The sequence below is a fragment of the Enterobacter cloacae complex sp. GF14B genome, from assembly GCF_004136805.1.
Lineage (GTDB): Bacteria > Pseudomonadota > Gammaproteobacteria > Enterobacterales > Enterobacteriaceae > Enterobacter > Enterobacter hormaechei_C.
Genome location: NZ_QFRV01000011.1, coordinates 1 through 17,858 on the forward strand (window position 1 = coordinate 1; position 17,858 = coordinate 17,858).

The 17,858-nt window shown below is 57.6% G+C and carries 18 protein-coding genes and 1 pseudogene; 4 read left to right on the top strand and 15 right to left on the bottom strand.

From position 1 onward, the window contains the following. Positions 1–1,231 (bottom strand): annotated as a pseudogene (locus tag DD606_RS05915) (5-methyltetrahydropteroyltriglutamate--homocysteine S-methyltransferase); the annotation flags it as partial. A 116-nt stretch (positions 1,232–1,347) separates the two neighbouring features. On the opposite strand from DD606_RS05915, the gene metR reads away from it, so the two are divergent. After that, complete coding sequence (gene metR / locus DD606_RS05920) at positions 1,348–2,301, top strand: HTH-type transcriptional regulator MetR (protein ID WP_015570000.1); 954 nt, start codon at positions 1,348–1,350, stop codon at positions 2,299–2,301. Here metR and DD606_RS05925 read toward each other — a convergent pair. The 3 genes from DD606_RS05925 to pldB form a co-directional block, all read right to left on the bottom strand. After that, positions 2,189–3,088: a carboxylate/amino acid/amine transporter gene (locus DD606_RS05925; protein ID WP_045342698.1), complete on the bottom strand. Its 900-nt coding sequence runs from the start codon at positions 3,086–3,088 to the stop codon at positions 2,189–2,191. The two genes, metR and DD606_RS05925, sit on opposite strands and share 113 nt — an antisense overlap. A gap of 82 nt (positions 3,089–3,170) precedes the next feature. After that, positions 3,171–3,971 (bottom strand): sugar/pyridoxal phosphate phosphatase YigL, encoded by an 801-nt coding sequence (yigL, locus tag DD606_RS05930; protein ID WP_003860797.1) that lies wholly within the window; start codon positions 3,969–3,971, stop codon positions 3,171–3,173. A gap of 31 nt (positions 3,972–4,002) precedes the next feature. After that, complete coding sequence (pldB, locus tag DD606_RS05935; protein WP_015570002.1) at positions 4,003–4,995, bottom strand: lysophospholipase L2; 993 nt, start codon at positions 4,993–4,995, stop codon at positions 4,003–4,005. Positions 4,996–5,106: 111 nt separating this feature from the next. Between pldB and rhtB the strand changes: the two genes are divergently transcribed. Further along, positions 5,107–5,727, top strand: coding sequence for a homoserine/homoserine lactone efflux protein (gene rhtB, locus DD606_RS05940; RefSeq protein WP_003860798.1), 621 nt, complete (start codon positions 5,107–5,109; stop codon positions 5,725–5,727). Here rhtB and rhtC read toward each other — a convergent pair. From rhtC to pldA, 3 genes are all read right to left on the bottom strand, one after another. Then, entirely contained in the window at positions 5,724–6,344 is a 621-nt protein-coding gene (gene rhtC, locus DD606_RS05945) for a threonine export protein RhtC (protein WP_023323988.1), read from the bottom strand. The two genes, rhtB and rhtC, sit on opposite strands and share 4 nt — an antisense overlap. Before the next feature lie 61 nt (positions 6,345–6,405). Further along, positions 6,406–8,235: an ATP-dependent DNA helicase RecQ gene (gene recQ, locus DD606_RS05950; RefSeq protein WP_003860800.1), complete on the bottom strand. Its 1,830-nt coding sequence runs from the start codon at positions 8,233–8,235 to the stop codon at positions 6,406–6,408. Positions 8,236–8,325: 90 nt separating this feature from the next. Further along, a complete protein-coding gene (pldA, locus tag DD606_RS05955; protein WP_003860803.1) occupies positions 8,326–9,195 on the bottom strand; it encodes a phospholipase A in 870 nt (289 codons plus the stop codon). Positions 9,196–9,355: 160 nt separating this feature from the next. On the opposite strand from pldA, the gene yigI reads away from it, so the two are divergent. Further along, a complete protein-coding gene (yigI, locus tag DD606_RS05960) occupies positions 9,356–9,823 on the top strand; it encodes an acyl-CoA thioesterase YigI (protein ID WP_006812366.1) in 468 nt (155 codons plus the stop codon). A 51-nt stretch (positions 9,824–9,874) separates the two neighbouring features. Then, complete coding sequence (gene rarD / locus DD606_RS05965) at positions 9,875–10,771, top strand: EamA family transporter RarD (RefSeq protein ID WP_017694744.1); 897 nt, start codon at positions 9,875–9,877, stop codon at positions 10,769–10,771. Positions 10,772–10,854: 83 nt separating this feature from the next. On the opposite strand, the gene corA is transcribed toward rarD, so the two are convergent. From corA to DD606_RS06005, 8 genes are all read right to left on the bottom strand, one after another. Continuing rightward, the gene (gene corA, locus DD606_RS05970) at positions 10,855–11,805 is read right to left on the bottom strand and encodes a magnesium/cobalt transporter CorA (RefSeq protein ID WP_032608220.1); all 951 of its coding nucleotides are present in this window, start codon (positions 11,803–11,805) and stop codon (positions 10,855–10,857) included. A gap of 150 nt (positions 11,806–11,955) precedes the next feature. After that, positions 11,956–12,012, bottom strand: coding sequence for a YsgD/CorL family protein (gene ysgD / locus DD606_RS26180; RefSeq protein ID WP_212743980.1), 57 nt, complete (start codon positions 12,010–12,012; stop codon positions 11,956–11,958). A gap of 149 nt (positions 12,013–12,161) precedes the next feature. Then, positions 12,162–14,324, bottom strand: coding sequence for a DNA helicase II (gene uvrD, locus DD606_RS05980; RefSeq protein ID WP_017383586.1), 2,163 nt, complete (start codon positions 14,322–14,324; stop codon positions 12,162–12,164). 79 nt (positions 14,325–14,403) lie between these two features. Beyond that, positions 14,404–15,120 carry a 5-amino-6-(5-phospho-D-ribitylamino)uracil phosphatase YigB gene (yigB, locus tag DD606_RS05985; protein ID WP_129258356.1) on the bottom strand — a complete coding sequence of 239 codons (717 nt, stop codon included), beginning with the start codon at positions 15,118–15,120 and terminating at the stop codon, positions 14,404–14,406. Continuing rightward, positions 15,120–16,022 (bottom strand): tyrosine recombinase XerC, encoded by a 903-nt coding sequence (gene xerC, locus DD606_RS05990; protein ID WP_015570006.1) that lies wholly within the window; start codon positions 16,020–16,022, stop codon positions 15,120–15,122. Before xerC ends, yigB begins: the two co-directional genes overlap by 1 nt. Further along, entirely contained in the window at positions 16,019–16,726 is a 708-nt protein-coding gene (locus DD606_RS05995) for a DUF484 domain-containing protein (RefSeq protein ID WP_003860814.1), read from the bottom strand. The genes xerC and DD606_RS05995 overlap by 4 nt, the downstream gene beginning before the upstream one ends. Continuing rightward, the gene (dapF, locus tag DD606_RS06000) at positions 16,723–17,547 is read right to left on the bottom strand and encodes a diaminopimelate epimerase (RefSeq protein WP_022646661.1); all 825 of its coding nucleotides are present in this window, start codon (positions 17,545–17,547) and stop codon (positions 16,723–16,725) included. The genes DD606_RS05995 and dapF overlap by 4 nt, the downstream gene beginning before the upstream one ends. Positions 17,548–17,582: 35 nt before the next feature. Further along, positions 17,583–17,786, bottom strand: coding sequence for a lipoprotein (locus DD606_RS06005; RefSeq protein ID WP_003860815.1), 204 nt, complete (start codon positions 17,784–17,786; stop codon positions 17,583–17,585). Positions 17,787–17,858: the final 72 nt, after the last annotated feature.

Consider the following 17,858-nt stretch of genomic DNA (forward strand, 5'->3'; position numbering starts at 1 on the left):
CATACGGGCTCTGGCGCTGGCTGTCCCGGGCGGTGATGGCCGCCAGACGTTTTTCCACCACAGGGTTATGCACGCGCGTCGAGTGACGGCGCGCCTGGATCGGAGCGCTCCAGTCGGTAATCGCTGCCGTGTCGCCGCTGTTTAGCGCGTCGCGCAGCAGAGCCAGCTCCTCACACTTTTGCAGAGCAAAGGCAAACCAGCTTTTCACCTCAGGGTCGAGTCGGGTCTCCACGCTCAGGTCGATCGGGCTGTGCAGCAGGGAACAGGAAGAGGCTACCCACAATTCACGTTTACCGACAATGTCCTTAATTTGTGCATATTTCTCGGTGAGATCGGCACGCCAGACGTTACGACCATTCACCAGACCGGCAGAGAGCAGCCACTCCGCAGGCAGACGCTTGTGCAACTCTGCCACATCGTCTTTGCCGTGAACGAGATCAACGTGCAGACCCTGAACCGGCAGCGCAGTAATGGTGTCGAGGTTAGGCGTTACGCCCTCGAAATAGGTGGTCAGCAGCAGCTTCACCTGGCCCGTGAGCGCGTCATACGCCGGTTTGAAGGCATCCAGCCACGCCTGCGGCAGCTCAAGCACCAGCGCCGGTTCATCGATTTGCACCCACTGAATACCGCGCTTACCCAGCTCAATCAGCACCTGCTTATAAACCGGCAGAATATCGTTCAGCAGGCTGAGGCGGTCGAACTGCTCACCTTTCACTTTGCCCAGCCACAGGTAGGTGACCGGCCCCAGCAGCACGGGTTTCACCTGGTGACCCAGCGCCAGCGCTTCGTCCACTTCATCCAGAAGCTGGGTCCAGGTCAGTTTGAACTGCTGGCCCTTAACGAACTCCGGCACCATATAGTGATAGTTGGTGTTAAACCACTTGGTCATTTCCGCCGCTGCCGCTGGCTCACCCGTTGGCGCGCGGCCACGGCCGATGCGGAACAGGGTATCGATATCCACCGATCCATCGTTGTTCTGATGACGAGCCGGCACGTTGCCAAGCAGCAGGCTGGTGGTCAGAACATGGTCGTACCAGGCGAAATCGCCCACCGGCAGCAGGTCTACGCCCGCCTGTTTTTGCTGATCCCAGTGACGCGCGCGCAGCTCGCGTCCCACCGCCAGCAGTTCTTCGCGGGTGGCGTTACCCGCCCAGTAGCTTTCTTGCGCTTTTTTCAGCTCGCGACGCAGACCAACGCGAGGGAAACCGAGAGTGTGAGTGCGGATTGTCATGGCATACCCCTTGTAGAAATTCGTTATTTAGACGTCCAGATGTTTACACTTCTATAATTGGCAGGTACTGTATATTCCTCAAGCGCAAAATGTTCATGCCGAAGTGAAGGACTTTCATGATCGAGATTAAACACCTGAAAACGCTACAAGCGTTGCGGAACTGCGGTTCTCTTGCGGCGGCAGCGGCCACGCTGCACCAGACTCAGTCTGCCCTTTCTCACCAGTTCAGCGATCTGGAACAACGCCTCGGCTTTCGTCTTTTTGTGCGTAAGAGCCAGCCTTTGCGCTTTACGCCGCAGGGCGAAATTTTGCTTCAGCTGGCGAACCAGGTGCTGCCGCAGATTGCCAGCGCGTTGCAGTCCTGCAACGAGCCGCAGCAGACCACCCTGCGCATCGCCATTGAGTGTCACAGCTGTATTCAGTGGCTGACCCCCGCGCTTGAGAACTTCCGCCAGAAGTGGCCGCAGGTGGAGATGGACTTCAAATCCGGCGTCACGTTTGATCCGCAGCCGTCGCTTCAGCAGGGTGAGCTGGATCTGGTGATGACCTCAGATATTCTGCCACGCAGCGGTCTGCACTATTCGCCAATGTTTGATTTTGAGGTGCGTCTGGTGCTGGCCCCGGACCATCCGCTGGCCGCCAAAACGCGTATCACGCCGGAAGATCTGGCAACGGAGACGCTGCTGATTTACCCGGTACAGCGCAGTCGTCTGGATATCTGGCGCCATTTCCTGCAACCCGCGGGCATCAGCCCACAGCTGAAAAGCGTGGATAACACGCTGCTGTTAATTCAGATGGTGGCGGCCAGAATGGGGATTGCGGCGCTGCCGCACTGGGTGGTCGAGACGGTTGAACGCCAGGGTCTGGTGGTTACCAAAACCCTGGGTGAAGGACTGTGGAGCCGGCTGTACGCCGCCGTGCGCGATGGCGAGCAACGTCAGCCAATTACGGAAGCGTTTATTCGCTCAGCGCGGAACCACGCGTGCGACCATCTTCCGTTTGTGCGGAGCGCGGAGCGACCCAGCGGCGATGTACCCACAGCGAAGCCAGGATCACCGTTCCCCCAATAAGGAAACTCGGCCAGTGCGGCTGCTCCTGCCAGATGGCGAGGTTCACCAGTAGCCCCGCCGGCACGTGCACGTTGTTCATGATCCCCAGCGTTCCGGCGTCTACCTGCGTAGCGCCGTAGTTCCACATAAAATAGCCCAGCCCCGACGCCACCACGCCCAGCCAGACCAGAACGCTCCACTGCACGGAGGTTGTCGGCAGCTTTTGCGGATTGCCGAGCATAAACCATGCCGCAATCGCGACAATCGCCGCGCCCATATAGAACCACGCAAACGCGTTATGCTGCGGCATCGGGCGGGTCTCCATCAGGCGTTTGTAACCCACCATCCCGATGGCAAAGCTGATATTAGCGAGCTGGACGAACATCAGCCCGGTCCAGAAGTGATCGCTTACCTTGTCATAGCGAATAATCGCCGCGCCAATGACTGCCAGCGCAGCGCTCAGCAGATATCCCCAGCGCAGGCGGCGCCTGCTGAGCAGGTCATAAATCAGCGTGATGTAGAGCGGCGTCAGCACGGTGAAGAGCAGAAATTCCGAGACGGACAGGTAAACGTAGGCCCGGAAGCTGAACAGGTACATGATGCCGAGCTGCATCGCGCCTACCAGCATGTACAGCAGAATAGTTTTTAGCGACTGCCCGCGGGTACGCAGGAACGGCAGGAACACCAGCGCCGCCAGCCCCACGCGCATCAGCACCGAAAAGTAGCTGTCGACCGATCCGGCAAGGTATTCGCCAATCAGACTAAAGGAGAAGGCCCACAGGATAGTCGTGATAATGAGTAGCGCCACAATGCTTGTCTCTCAGAAAGAAGGAGAGGCATTGTAGCGAACTCTTTAGTTGACATCTGAATAATAAACAATCAAATGAAGATTATTCAAGGAACAGTTTGCGCAGATACTTAGGTACCGCGTTGTCTGCGTTCGTGCCAATCACTTCCAGCTCCGGGTGCAGATCTTTCAGGCGCTGGTGCGCGTTCTGCATGATGCAGCCTTTACCCGCCATGGAGAGCATCTCGGCATCGTTCATGCCATCGCCAAAGGCGATACAGTCTTTCAGATCAAAACCCAGCCGTTTCGCGACCGCTTCCAGCGCGTGACCTTTGGACACCCCGCCCGCCATCACTTCCAGACAGGTCAGCGTGGAGAAGCTCACGTTCACGCGGTCGCCCCAGCGGGCGTTGATCGCCTGCTCCAGCGGCAGTAACTCCTCATGATTTACACAGGTGAAGAACACCTTACTGATCCCTTCCGGCTCCAGCAGACCCGGCTCGTACAGTGAGTACTGGAATACGGCTTCCTTGAAGAAGCGCATCTCTTCCGGGCGATGGCGGTTCATAAACCACTCGTCGTCGCGGTAAACGTTAGTCACGATATCCGGGTTGTTATGCACAATGCCGAACAAATCGGTGGCGATGTCACGATCGAGATTATGGGTAAAAATCAGGTTGCCGTCCGTGTCATGTACGCGCGCACCGTTAGAGGTGATCATGTACGACTTGATCTCCAGGTTATCGCGGATCTGCCCCACGTCCACGTGGTGGCGACCGGTGGCGAACACGAAGTTCACGCCACGGGCAGTCAGGAGTTTTAGGGTCTCTTTCGCATAAGGCGACAGGGTGTGGTCGGGGGAAAGCAGCGTGCCATCTAAATCAGATGCAACAACCTGGTACATAGGGATTTCAACCTCTGGTGGAAAACAATAATCAGTTATGCCTGTTGAAAAATTCAACAATGGCGTTGAGCGCGACTGAGCGCATAGCGTCCTTTTCAAAAAGGATCTCATGGTACGCACCGTTGATGACCAGCGGTTTACCCCCTTCACAGGGATGGCCCGCAGCGGCGCGAAGTTCACAATAGCGGTCATGCATGCGGTTATCCACCACACGCTCTTCTTCCGCCTGGATCAGGAGCGTCGGCGTGTCATCATCGCCTACGCCTGCCAGCACCTGTTCACCGGCATGAATACCTTCCCGCACCCAGTGCCAGGTGGGGCCGCCGACCCGCAGACGCGGTTCATCGGCATAAAAACGCAGGTTGCGCCGATAACGCTGCCGACTGTGGGTTAACACGTTGATGGCAAACGGTAACGCCCGCCAGCGTCCTGTTCCGATGGCATAGCCTTCTCGAATGCGCTGATGGCCCTCAGCCCAGTCGAGAAGATGGCGCACCATCCAGTCAGGAAAACGTATCACAATGCCGTACATCGGCGCGGTCAGCGCAATGGCGTCGCACTGGTGCTTATGGCGCTGCAAAAACAACGTCGAGATCGCGCCCCCCATGGAGTGGGCAAGAATATAACGCTTGCGCCACGGTCCGGGCTGCACTTCCTGCTGCCAGAACGCGGCCAGATCGTCGACGTAATCGCTGAAGTTATCCACGTGGCCGCGATGGGTATCCGGTAACATCCGGCCAGAAAGCCCCTGCCCGCGATGGTCGATAATTAACACATCAAAGCCCAGATGGAACAGGTCATACGCCAGCTCGGCATATTTGATATAGCTTTCGATGCGCCCGGGGCAGACCACAATCACCCGGTCATTTTTTTCATCACGGAAACGAACGAAGCGTACCGGGATTTCCCCGACGCCCATAAACTCATCTTCCTCACGCTGGCGCCAGAAATCGGTCAGCGGCCCCATGGAGAAAGCAGCAAATGCGTTTTCTCGTGTTTCCCAGTCCTTTTTCTGCTGAAACATTGGGTTTCCACCCCCCGTAATTCAGGGAATATCGTTTTTTTCGTCACCGGTCACAAAATGACTCAACAATAGCGTATTGTGGCATAAAAACAGACGATCCGGGAGTTTCAAATGACCTTCGAGTGGTGGTTCGCCTACCTGCTGACATCCATCATCCTCAGCCTTTCACCTGGCTCGGGCGCAATCAACACCATGACTACCTCCATTAATCACGGCTATCGCGGCGCGGTGGCGTCAATCGCCGGTTTACAGACCGGGCTTGGCATTCATATTGTGCTGGTGGGGATTGGTCTGGGCACGCTGTTCTCCCGTTCGGTGCTGGCCTTCGAGGTGCTGAAATGGGCTGGCGCAGCGTATCTTATCTGGCTGGGTATTCAGCAGTGGCGCGCCGCAGGCTCGATTGATCTGCATACGCTCTCCCGGACGCAAACACGCGGCCACCTGTTTAAGCGCGCGGTGTTCGTTAACCTGACCAACCCGAAAAGCATCGTGTTCCTCGCCGCCCTGTTCCCGCAGTTTATCGTGCCGCATCAGCCACAGGTGATGCAGTACGTGGTGCTGGGCGCAACCACCATTATTGTCGATATCATTGTGATGATTGGTTACGCGACGCTGGCGCAGCGAATTGCGGCGTGGATCAAAGGGCCTAAGCAGATGAAGGCCCTGAACAAAGTCTTTGGTTCGCTGTTTATGCTGGTTGGCGCGCTGCTTGCGTCAGCGCGTCATGCTTAGCGAGAAATGATGAGATGAATGCCGAAGCCGGCGAACAACGCGCCGGCGAAGCCGTCGATCCACTTCGCGATGCGCTGGTAGCCGCGACGCATCGCCGGTAAGGCAAACAGGCTTGCCACAACGGTAAACCAGGCGAACGTTTCCACAACGATCAGCAGGAAGATCCCCCAGCGCGCGCCCGCGCCGACGTTATCCCCCACAAACAGCGAGAATACCGAGCCGAAGTAAATTATTGCTTTCGGGTTCGCCAGGTTGGTCAGCAGCCCTTTCACAAAGCTACGGCCGCCCGTTGCCAGCTCAACCTTTGGCTCTTCCGGCTTGTTCTCTTCTTTCTTCAGCGCCCCGCGCAGCATCTGGTAGCCCATCCAGCACAGGTACAGACCGCCGCCAACCATAATGATGTTATGCAGCCACGCCATTTTCGCCAGGATCAGGTTCAGACCGAGCAGCGCAACCGCCGCCCAGACCATGACGCCCATGGTAATACCGAGCACACCCATCATCGCCTCTTTGCGGGAGCGGCTGACGGCCGTTTGCGACACGAAGAAAAAATCAGGGCCTGGGCTCATCAGCGCAACGATGTGCACTAACGCCACGGTGAGAAATAGCATTAACATAATTAGCTCGCGGGGAAATAATACAGTGAGTCACCATCCTGGCACTTTTTCGCCCGGCTGACTACTCCTCATCATCACCATCAGCGTGGGAACGGATGAGCGCCATAAACTCTTTACCGAAGCGCTCCAGCTTGCGCGTGCCGACGCCGTTGACGCTGAGCATCTCGCTGGCGCTGAGCGGCATTTGCTCGGCCATCTCGATCAGCGTCGCGTCGTTGAACACCACGTATGGCGGGATGTTCTCTTCATCGGCAATAGCTTTACGCAGCTTACGCAGCTTGGCGAACAGCTTGCGGTCGTAGTTACCGCCGTAGGATTTTTGCATCACGCGCGGCTTCAGGGCGACGACGCGCGGAACGGCGAGCTTCAGTTCAACCTCGCCACGCAGGACAGGTCGCGCCGCTTCGGTCAGCTGAAGCGCAGAATGCTGGGCAATATTTTGCGTGGCAAAGCCGAGGTGGATCAACTGGCGGATAATACTCACCCAGTGCTCATGGCTCTGGTCTTTCCCGATGCCGTAAACCGGTAGCTTGTCGTGACCCATATCGCGGATACGCTGGTTGTTAGCCCCGCGCAGCACTTCAACGACGTAGCCCATCCCAAAGCGCTGGTTCACGCGTCCGATAGTCGAGAGCGCTTTGCGCGCGTCCATCAGGCCATCGTACTGCTTCGGCGGGTCGAGGCAGATATCGCAGTTGCCGCACGGCGCCTGACGCCCTTCACCAAAGTAGTTGAGCAGCACCAGACGGCGGCAGGTTTGCGCTTCGGCGAAGGCCCCCATCGCGTTAAGCTTGTGGCGTTCGATATCCTGCAACTGCCCCTGCGGTTTCTCTTCCAGACAGCGGCGCAGCCACGCCATATCCGCCGGGTCGTAAAACAGCATCGCTTCCGCAGGCAGACCATCACGCCCGGCGCGGCCGGTTTCCTGATAGTAGGATTCGATATTGCGCGGAATGTCGAAATGCACCACAAAGCGCACGTTGGGCTTATTGATCCCCATCCCGAACGCCACCGTTGCGACCACAATTTGCAGGTCGTCGCGCTGGAATTTTTCCTGCACATCGGCGCGGATGTGGTTCTCTAACCCGGCATGGTATGCCGCCGCGCTAAAGCCGCGATTTTGCAGACGCGCAGCGGTGTCTTCCACCTTTGCGCGGCTGTTGCAGTAGATGATGCCGGACTTGCCGCGCTGCTCCTGCACGTAGCGCAGGAGCTGATCCAGCGGCTTGAACTTTTCCATCAGCATATAGCGGATGTTCGGGCGGTCGAAGCTGCTGACCTGAATATACGGGTCGTTCAGTCCCAGCAGGCGAACGATGTCCTGACGCGTGGTGTCGTCCGCCGTGGCGGTAAGCGCCATAAACGGCAGCTCGGGGAAGCGCTGACGAAGCTGGCCGAGGGCGGCGTATTCCGGGCGGAAATCGTGCCCCCACTGGGAGATACAGTGCGCTTCATCCACCGCCAGCAGCACCGGGTTCCAGTGCGCCAGGTGGTCGAGGAAGTTGTCCAGCATCAGGCGCTCTGGCGCGATATACAGCAGGCGAACCTGTCCGGTGCGGCACCCGGCCATCACCTCTTGCTGCTGCTCGCGAGTTTGCGTTGAGTTAAGACAGGCCGCCGCCACGCCGTTGGCGAGCAGCTGGTCGACCTGGTCTTTCATCAGGGAAATAAGGGGTGATACCACAACCGTCAGGCCATTAAGCACCAGCGCGGGCACCTGATAGCAGAGCGATTTACCGCCGCCGGTCGGCATGACCACCAGGCAATCGCGGCCTTCCAGCACGGTTTCAATGATGGTTTCCTGGCCAGGACGGAACTGCTGGTAGCCAAAGGTTTCATGCAAAACCTGTTTAGCCAGCGATTCCTGATTCAATACTTCCGCCTGCGCCACGTTAACCCCATATGCCAGAAATGAAACAGGCGCTATTTTCAGCGCCTGAGAGAGAAACTTCAACGTTTAACGCAAAAACATTCGAGCAGCTTAGAAAATATCGTTCAGCATGACGCCCACACCGACGCGGGTCTGGTTGAAGTTGTAGTCGATCAGCGATTCGCCGTAGCCGCTATACACCTGGGTATAGAGACGCACGTGTTTCGTTACCGGGTAGCTCAGGCCCAGCTCTGCACCGCCGTAGCCGGTATTCCAGTTGTACTGGCCTTTGGCGCTCAGCACCGCGTCACCCAGCTGATAGCCCACCTTAAGCTGATAGTATCCCATGTATTTGGTGATATCCGGGTTGTCATCGGTGCTGCCTACTACGTACCACGGCTTCACTTCCACCATGAAATTGCCGTTCTGCGCCATCAGACGCGTATAGATGCGGTTCCAGCTGCGTGAGGTTGGGTCGGAACGACCGTTGGAATCGTGGTTATAGCCCACCTCCACGTCTCGCAGCGTCCAGCCTGCAAACTCATAATCGGTGGCGAAACCGAGGAACAGCTGCGGTTCATAGTTGGTTTCGCGGAACGGTGATGACTCCCCGCTGTTGGAGAGTTGCCACCATGACTTCTGCGTGTAGGACGCGCCAAGTACCGAGTTCGGCCCCAGGATGCCGCGCCAGAACGGGAAGGCGAGGCTGAGCTGGAACTTCACCTCATCTTTACGCGCATTATCAGACCAGTTATAGGAGCTTATCGCCTCTTTGTTGAGATCGCTGGTCTGGGTGTAGATCACGTAGTTTGTGTCATACGGGTACAGCGTGAACGGATTGTCATGCTCCTGAAGCATATTGGCGATGATGCTACCCTTAACGGCAGGTTTGTCATGCACCTCTTTGATCGTCGCTTCCTGCGCATATGCTGTGAGGGGCAGCGCAACCGCCGCCAGTAACCAACCCAGATACGTCCGCATCGGTGGTGTTCTCCTGAAATGGTGACATTTAATGAATAGTTTTGTCCGGGCATTCTACAGACTTCTGCGATAACTTCCGCTTCCTCGTTTCTTAAAGTGGCATTCCTTTATCCTGAAGCATAAAATCAACATTTTGTTAACAACAAGGATGCCACGTCAGATGTCAGCCACACTCACCGCCGAAGAAACCTTAAAGCTCGTGGGCGAGATTTTTGTGTACCACATGCCGTTCAACCGTGCACTGGGTCTTGAGCTGGAGCGATACGAAAAAGACTTCGCTCAGCTGAGTTTCAATAATCAGCCAATGATGGTCGGTAACTGGGCGCAAAGCATTTTGCACGGCGGGGTAATTGCCTCCGCGCTGGACGTGGCGGCCGGTCTGGTGTGCGTGGGCAGCACGCTGACGCGCCATGACACCATTAACGAAGATGAATTACGCCAGCGCCTGTCGCGCATGGGCACCATCGATTTACGCGTCGATTATCTGCGACCGGGACGCGGAAACCGCTTCACCTGTACCAGCAGCCTGCTGCGCGCCGGGAATAAAGTTGCCGTCGCCCGCGTTGAGCTGCATAACGAGGAGCAGGTTTATATCGCCAGCGCAACCGCCACTTATATGGTGGGTTGAGACGGCAAATTCGGGTAAAATTACTTCACTTTTTTGTAACGGATTTTCCCGATGGATGCTAAACAGACGCGGCAGGGCGTTTTACTCGCCCTTGCCGCTTATTTTATTTGGGGTATAGCACCGGCGTACTTCAAACTTATTGCCTATGTTCCGGCGGACGAGATCCTCACTCACCGCGTCATCTGGTCGTTTTTCTTCATGATTGCGCTGATGAGTATCAGCCGTCAGTGGTCAGGCGTCAAAACGCTGCTGAAAACCCCGAAGAAGGTCTTCCTGCTCGCCCTCTCTGCGGTGCTGATTGGCGGAAACTGGCTGCTGTTTATCTGGGCGGTGAATAACCATCACATGCTCGAAGCCAGCCTGGGCTACTTTATTAACCCGCTGGTCAATATTTTGCTGGGGATGATTTTCCTCGGCGAGCGCTTTCGCCGGATGCAGTGGGTGGCAGTGATTCTGGCCTTCTGCGGCGTGCTGGTACAGCTGTGGACCTTCGGCTCACTGCCGGTTATCGCCCTGGGGCTGGCGTTCAGCTTTGCCTTCTACGGCCTGGTGCGTAAAAAAATCGCCGTGGAAGCGCAGACGGGAATGCTGTTTGAAACCCTGTGGCTGCTGCCTGTCGCCGCGATCTACCTGTTCGGTATTGCCGACAGCGCCACCAGCCATATGGGCAGCAACCCATGGTCGCTGAACCTGATGCTGATGGCCGCGGGCGTGGTCACGACGATACCCCTGCTGTGCTTCACCGGCGCGGCAACGCGTCTGCGCCTCTCCACGTTGGGCTTCTTCCAGTACATTGGCCCGACGCTGATGTTCCTGCTGGCGGTGGTGTTTTACGGCGAGGTGCCGGGTGCGGATAAGATGGTGACGTTCGCCTTTATCTGGGTGGCGCTGGCCATCTTTGTTGCGGATGCGATTTATACCCAGCGCAGGGTGCGCAAAGGGCTGTGATGTTGCCCTCACCCTAACCCTCTCCCACAGGGAGAGGGAATTCGATCGTAGGGCGGGTAAGCGCAGCGCCACCCGCCAGATTTTTACAGCCAGTTCCGGCGTTTAAAATAGAGATACGGCGCCAGCCCGGCGAGGATCATAAAGATAATCGCCCCCGGGTAGCCAAAGCTCCACTTCAGTTCCGGCATAAACTCGAAGTTCATCCCGTAGCTGGAGGCTACCAGCGTCGGCGGCAGGAACACCACGGACACCACCGAGAAGATCTTGATGATGCGGTTCTGCTCGATGTTGATGAAGCCCATCGCCGCCTGCATCAGGAAGTTGACCTTCTGGAACAGGGATTCGTTGTGCGGCAGCAGGGATTCGATATCGCGTAAGATCTCACGCGCCTGCTCCAGCTGACCGCCCGGCAGACGCGCCTTGCGCACCAGGAAGTTCAGCGCGCGCTGGGTATCCATCAGACACAAACGCACCTTCCAGCCGATATCTTCCAGCTCAGCCAGCGTGGACAACGCTTCGTCGTACTCATCGCCCTGATGGCCTTCCATGATCACGCGGCTCAGCTTTTCCAGGTCGCTGTAGATGTTTTCGATTTCATCCGCCAGCTGTTCGATTTTGGTTTCGAACAGATCCAGCAGCAGCTCATAGGCGTTACCGTCCATCATCGCCTGGCTGCGGGCGCGCATACGGTAGAGACGAAACGCAGGCAGTTCGCGCTCGCGCAGGGTGAACAGGCGGCCATCGCGAATGGTAAACGCCACGGTGGAGTTCCCCGCGTGGTCTTCGGCATCTTCGAAGAAGAAGAAGGAGTGAATGTGCAGGCCGTCTTCGTCTTCAAAAAAACGGGCGGATGCTTCGATGTCTTCCAGTTCCGGGCGCGTTGCCAGGCTTTGCCCCAGCTCAGATTGTACGCGAAGGCGCTCATCGTCGTCCGGCTCGACCAGATCCACCCATACGGCATCAATGAGGGGCTGTGACTCTTCGGCTTCAAGCCGAGTCAGTCGGTTATTTTCGAGTTGAAATGCGCTCAACATGACCGGGACTCCCAATGCAAAAAATATCGGACAGTTCGGTGGGCACACAGAAACAAATTGGGTTTCAGACCATTAAACAGCCTGACTCAGCGCGACGGGAATGATGCAGTCGCTGACAACCACTAAGGCCATCAGCAAGAGGAGATAGCCTTAGGAGTTGTTCCTGGATGACAGGGAATTGAGCCAGTATCTACTGGGTGTGTCCAAGGCGAATGTCCTCTTAGCGTAATCGTGCGCGCATGTTACGCCAGCAATAACTGTGGCGTCAACACGCAACGGAACGCTGAAGGGCATTAATTGACCTTCAACGTATAAGGCTAGCAGATTATTACAAAATAGTGATATTTTTCTGAAAGTTACACACTTTCCAGCTTGGCATAGGCTGCCACCAGCCATTTGATCCCCTGCCCCTGGAACGCTACCTGCAAACGGCTGTGCTCGCCGCTGCCTTCCAGGTTGACGATGGTGCCTTCGCCAAACTTCGAGTGGCGCACGCGCTGGCCCAGCTTGTAACCGGTGTCGGTTTCAGAGATCGGCGAGCCCATACGCTGATGACTGACCGGACGGCTGATGCTGGCGCGCAGGCGCACCTCTTCCACACACTCTTCCGGCAGTTCGCCGATAAAGCGCGACGGACGGTGATACACCTCTTTCCCGTACAGGCGGCGGGTTTCCGCGTAGGTCAGAGTCAGTTTCTGCATCGCACGGGTCACGCCCACGTAGGCCAGACGACGCTCCTCTTCCAGACGCCCGCCTTCATCCAGCGACATCTGGCTCGGGAACATCCCCTCTTCCATCCCGACGATGAACACCTGCGGGAACTCCAGACCTTTCGCGGAGTGCAGGGTCATCAGCTGAACCGCATCCTGCCAGGTATCGGCCTGCCCTTCACCCGCCTCCAGCGCGGCGTGAGAGAGGAATGCCTGCAACGGCATCAGGTCTTCGTCTTCTTCGTTGTAGCTGAACTGGCGCGTTGCCGTCACCAGTTCCTCTAAGTTCTCAATACGGGTCTGGCCCTTCTCGCCTTTTTCCTGCTCGTACATGGTGCGCAAGCCGGAATCTTTAATCACCCGGTCGGTCTGGACGTGCAGCGGCATGTCGGCCGTTTCCTGCGCCAGTGCGTCGATTAACTCCAGAAAGCGTTGCAATGCGCTGGCGGCGCGCCCGGCGAGGGCTTTTTCCTGTAACAGCTCGCGGCATGCCTGCCACAACGTGAGCTGACGATCGCGCGAGGCCTGACGCACCACGTCCAGCGTACGATCGCCGATGCCGCGCGTCGGTGTGTTCACCACGCGCTCAAATGCCGCATCGTCGTTACGGTTGGCAATCAGACGCAAGTACGAGAGCGCATCTTTGATCTCCTGACGTTCGAAGAAGCGCATACCTCCATAAATGCGGTACGGCATGCTCACCTGCAACAGCGCCTCTTCCAGCACGCGCGACTGGGCGTTGCTGCGATAGAGAATGGCACACTGCTCCAGCGCGCCGCCGTTCTCCTGCCAGGTTTTAATGCGGTTCACAACGAAACGGGCTTCGTCGAGCTCGTTGAAGGCGCAGTAAATCGAAATCGGTTCGCCGTCGACGCCATCGGTCCACAGCTTTTTACCCAGGCGCCCGTTGTTGTTCTCAATCAGGGCGTTGGCCGCGCTCAGAATGTTGCTGGTAGAACGGTAGTTCTGTTCCAGACGGATGGTTTGCGCGCCGGGGAAATCGTTGAGGAAGCGCTGGATGTTCTCCACCTGCGCGCCGCGCCAGCCGTAGATAGACTGGTCGTCATCGCCTACGATCATCACCTTGCCGGTATCCCCGGCCAGCAGGCGGATCCAGGCGTACTGGATGTTGTTGGTATCCTGGAATTCGTCCACCAGGATGTTGGTAAAGCGTTCACGGTAGTGTTGCAGGATATGCGGTTTGTTCAGCCACAGCTCGTGGGCGCGCAGCAGCAGCTCGGCGAAATCCACCAGACCGGCGCGATCGCACGCTTCCTGATAGGCCTTGTAGACGTTCTGCCAGGTCTGCTCGACCGGGTTACCGAAGCTCTGAATATGATGCGGACGCAGCCCTTCGTCTTTTTGACCGTTGATGTACCACATCGCCTGACGCGGCGGCCACTGCTTCTCGTCGAGATTCATCGCCTTGATCAGGCGTTTCAGCAGGCGCAGCTGATCTTCGCTGTCGAGGATCTGGAAATCCTGCGGCAGGTTAGCGTCCATATGGTGCGCGCGCAGCAGACGGTGCGCCAGGCCGTGGAAGGTGCCAACCCACATGCCGCCCTGGCTGGTGCCCATCAGCTGTGCGATACGGTGGCGCATCTCCGCCGCCGCCTTGTTGGTGAACGTCACGGCCATAATCGAGTACGGCGAGCAGTTCTCCACGCTCTGTAGCCAGGCGATACGGTGAACCAGCACGCGCGTCTTACCACTGCCCGCTCCAGCCAGTACCAGCAGGTTTGTACGCGAGGCGGCAACCGCGTCACGCTGTTTATCATTAAGGCTGTCGAGCAGGTAAGAAACGTCCATTGGCACCGTCACGTCATGGCGGGCAGGCAAATGTTTCCACTCGCCAAAACCCTGTTAATTTATACAGAACAATTGATGATTATATCAGCGTCGTGAGGGATGCCAACCGTGAAATTTCCACGTGCGGCAGAAGACGGCTATCCGAGGTAGTCATCAGATCGGCATTTTCCGGCTTGATCCAGCAGGCCTGCATGCCGCAGCGGATCGCCCCGGCGACGTCCGTGGTCAGGTCGTCGCCCACGTGCAGGATCTCACCGAGCGGCAAATCCAGTTTTTCCGCTGCCAGATGATACATATCGTTGAACGGCTTCGAGCGTCCGTGCGGACCCGCGCGCAGAACGAACTGAAAATAGTTCCCCAGACCAAACAGTTCAGGCTGAGCGTTGCCGTTGGTGATGGCCACCAGCGGCCACTTTTCGGCGAGCTTCGCCAGCGTGTCGTGGGTCTCCTGCGGCACGTCGATCCGACTGCGCCATTTGGCAAAGTTTTCCATGGCCGCTTCGGCACCCGTGGCCGCGTCCTGCGCGCTCAGGCCGGCATTGAGCATCGCCTGCTCAACCGCACGGCGGCGCCATTCGGTCACGTCATGATAAATTTCCGGCTCGGTTTCCCGCAGGGACTGACGCAGCTTCTGGAAATCTTTGTTCTGCATTGTTTTCAGCGCAGGATGGTAGTTCTGCACAAACGCCAGCGACTCCTGCTCGGTACGCAGGATCACCGGACGATTGTCGTAAAGGGTGTCATCAAGATCAAACGTCAGGGCTGAGATCTGACCAAGTGGGCGGTAAAAACGCATTATTTCCCCCGTTTGGCGCGTGGATGCGCCGCGTCATACACCGAGGCAAGGTGTTGGAAGTCTAAGTGGGTATAGATTTGGGTGGTCGACAGATTCGCGTGACCAAGCAGCTCCTGTACGCCGCGCAGGTCGCCGCTTGATTCCAGCATGTGCGTCGCAAAAGAGTGGCGCAGCTTGTGGGGGTGAACGTGGCTGTTCAGCCCCTGCTTAATGCCCCACTCCGCAAAGCGCTTCTGCACGTTACGCGCCGAGATCCGCTTGCCGAGTTTCGACAGGAACAGCGCATCTTCGTCGGCGCCAAACAGCCCGCGAAGGTCCAGCCAGTGCTCAATCCAGGAGACCGCATTGCGGCCGATCGGCAGGCGGCGCTCTTTGCTGCCCTTGCCCATCACCCACACCTCGCCGGATTCCAGATCGAGGTGCTTCAAGTCGAGGTTCACCAGCTCAGAGAGACGCAGGCCCGCGCCGTACATCACCTCCAGCATCGCGCGGTCGCGCACGGCCAGCGGATCGTTAAGATCGATATCCAGCAGGCGGTTTACGTCGTCAACGTCGATATTTTTCGGCAGATGACGCGGGGCTTTCGGCGTGGCGATCCCTTTCGCCGGGTTGGCTTTCAGACCGCCCTGACTGACCAGCCAGTCGAAGAAACTGCGCAGGGCAGAGAGCCGGAGCGCCAGGCTCGCCGGGCTGAGATTTTTTTTACGGCTACGCACGACGAACCCGCGTACCGTGGCGGCGTCACATTGTTGCCAGCTTTTCAGGCCGATTTCATCGGCAATCTGCATGATGGCATCAAGCTGACGCTGATAGTTGAGCAGCGTAATAGGGCTGAGCTGGCGTTCTACGCCCAGATAGCGCAGAAAGCGGTTGACGTCAGTGGCGAGCAGTCCGTCCGTCATACGCGCTCAATCCAGCGCTCCAGCAGCTCAGGCAGCATCAGGGCGATCTCCTGCAACAGTTGCGTACCCTGCCCCTGTTCATAGTGATGCGCGTCGCGGCTGGTAAATAACATCACGCCCAGGTCACCATCGCGCCCCATCAGCGACATCGCCACCGAGCCGATAGCTTTGGCTTCCGGCAGCACCACCAGCAGTTCTGGCCCGTTAAGCGGCCCCAGATAGTGGTGCTCATGGCCCAGACGCTGAATGCGCAGCGGCTCAAACGCCTGACGGCTCAGCGCCAGATGGGTAAACCCGGACGGCGCGCCAATGCGCCAGCGGTCAGGGAAGAGGCGGATCGTCGCGCCTGCCAGCCCCAGCTCGCGCGCCCAGCGGTGGAAGCGGTTGAGGAACTCTTCGAGACTGTGTGCGGAAGCCAGACGCGCCTGAAGGTGCAGAAGACGGTAGAACAGGCTTTCGTTATTGCTGGCCTGCTCCATCAGCAGCGTCATGTTCTCTTCGAGCTGATTGATGTGGTTGCGCGAGCGCGCCATGTGCCATTCAACCAGCGACACGGTCTCGCGAACCGGATGCGGCACGCGCATCCGTTCGACGACGCGTGCATTGCGGATAAAAAACTCAGGATTGTGCAGCAGATAATCCACAACAGTGCTGTCGTCCAGCTCTGTTACAGGTTCCCGCAGTTCTTCCCCTGGTTGCTTCATAGATGGATAAACCCGTCATAAACATGTGTCGCCGGGCCAGTCATGTACAGTGGATGACCCGCTCCTTTCCAGGCGATATCAAGCCGACCGCCTGGTAATTCCACGCGAACCTCTTCTGCCAGTAACCCCTGTGAGATACCGACGGCCACCGCCGCACAGGCACCGCTTCCGCAGGCCTGGGTTTCGCCCGCGCCGCGCTCGTAAACCCGCAGGCGAATATGTTCACGCTTCACCACTTGCATGAAACCGATGTTCGCCCGCTCCGGGAAGCGCTCGTGGCTTTCCAGCACCGGGCCGAGCGTTTCAACCGCCGCGGTTTGCACATCATCCACCTGAATCACGCAGTGCGGGTTACCCATTGAGACGACGCCGCACAATACTGTCTGCTCGGCGGCACGCATGATATAGGTCTTTTCCGCTTTGTTGGCGCGAAACGGCACGGCAGAGGGTTCGAAGTTCGGCTCTCCCATGTTCACGCGCACCAGTTCGTCGTCGGTGACGCTGAGCACCATCCGGCCATTGGCGGTGCTGACGCGGATATCGCGCTTGTTGGTCAGCCCTTTCAGCCGAACAAAGCGGGCAAAACAGCGCGCGCCGTTGCCGCACTGGGAAACTTCGCTGCCGTCGGCGTTAAAAATGCGATAGTGAAAGTCCAGGTCAGGATCGTAAGGCGGCTCCACCACCAGCAGTTGGTCAAACCCCACGCCCACGTGTCGATCCGCCAGACGACGGATCAGCTCCGGGGAGAAAAAGACATTCTGCGTAACCGCGTCGACGACCATAAAGTCGTTGCCAAGGCCATGCATTTTAGAGAACTGCATCATTTGCTCCATTGCGCGGGTACAGAACGTAATTGTCAGAGATTGACCTGAGTCGGGCCGCCGTTATTGCCGCGATCGTTGGTATCCGGCGTAGATGACTCGATACCACTTTGCACCGGTTTTGTCGGCGGTGGTGCGTTTTTATCCTCTGGCGGGAAGTACAGTGGTCCCTTCAGTCCACAGCCGGTCAGGCTAAACAGAGTGACAAGAACGACAAGCGTTCGGAAGACGTTTTTCATGTAGAGGTTGCCCGTAAGTTCAAATCTGTTTCTATCATCGCAGGAGAAGACACAAAAGCAAGAGTTTGCCGC

Bases quoted from the DNA above. Each gene is read 5' to 3' on its own strand.
- metR (WP_015570000.1), top strand. From the start codon at position 1,348: ATGATCGAGATTAAACACCTGAAAACGCTACAAGCGTTGCGGAACTGC.
- yigL (WP_003860797.1), bottom strand. From the start codon at position 3,971: ATGTACCAGGTTGTTGCATCTGATTTAGATGGCACGCTGCTTTCCCCC.
- pldB (WP_015570002.1), bottom strand. From the start codon at position 4,995: ATGTTTCAGCAGAAAAAGGACTGGGAAACACGAGAAAACGCATTTGCT.
- rhtB (WP_003860798.1), top strand. From the start codon at position 5,107: ATGACCTTCGAGTGGTGGTTCGCCTACCTGCTGACATCCATCATCCTC.
- rhtC (WP_023323988.1), bottom strand. From the start codon at position 6,344: ATGTTAATGCTATTTCTCACCGTGGCGTTAGTGCACATCGTTGCGCTG.
- pldA (WP_003860803.1), bottom strand. From the start codon at position 9,195: ATGCGGACGTATCTGGGTTGGTTACTGGCGGCGGTTGCGCTGCCCCTC.
- yigI (WP_006812366.1), top strand. From the start codon at position 9,356: ATGTCAGCCACACTCACCGCCGAAGAAACCTTAAAGCTCGTGGGCGAG.
- rarD (WP_017694744.1), top strand. From the start codon at position 9,875: ATGGATGCTAAACAGACGCGGCAGGGCGTTTTACTCGCCCTTGCCGCT.
- corA (WP_032608220.1), bottom strand. From the start codon at position 11,805: ATGTTGAGCGCATTTCAACTCGAAAATAACCGACTGACTCGGCTTGAA.
- uvrD (WP_017383586.1), bottom strand. From the start codon at position 14,324: ATGGACGTTTCTTACCTGCTCGACAGCCTTAATGATAAACAGCGTGAC.
- yigB (WP_129258356.1), bottom strand. From the start codon at position 15,120: ATGCGTTTTTACCGCCCACTTGGTCAGATCTCAGCCCTGACGTTTGAT.
- xerC (WP_015570006.1), bottom strand. From the start codon at position 16,022: ATGACGGACGGACTGCTCGCCACTGACGTCAACCGCTTTCTGCGCTAT.
- DD606_RS05995 (WP_003860814.1), bottom strand. From the start codon at position 16,726: ATGAAGCAACCAGGGGAAGAACTGCGGGAACCTGTAACAGAGCTGGAC.
- dapF (WP_022646661.1), bottom strand. From the start codon at position 17,547: ATGCAGTTCTCTAAAATGCATGGCCTTGGCAACGACTTTATGGTCGTC.
- DD606_RS06005 (WP_003860815.1), bottom strand. From the start codon at position 17,786: ATGAAAAACGTCTTCCGAACGCTTGTCGTTCTTGTCACTCTGTTTAGC.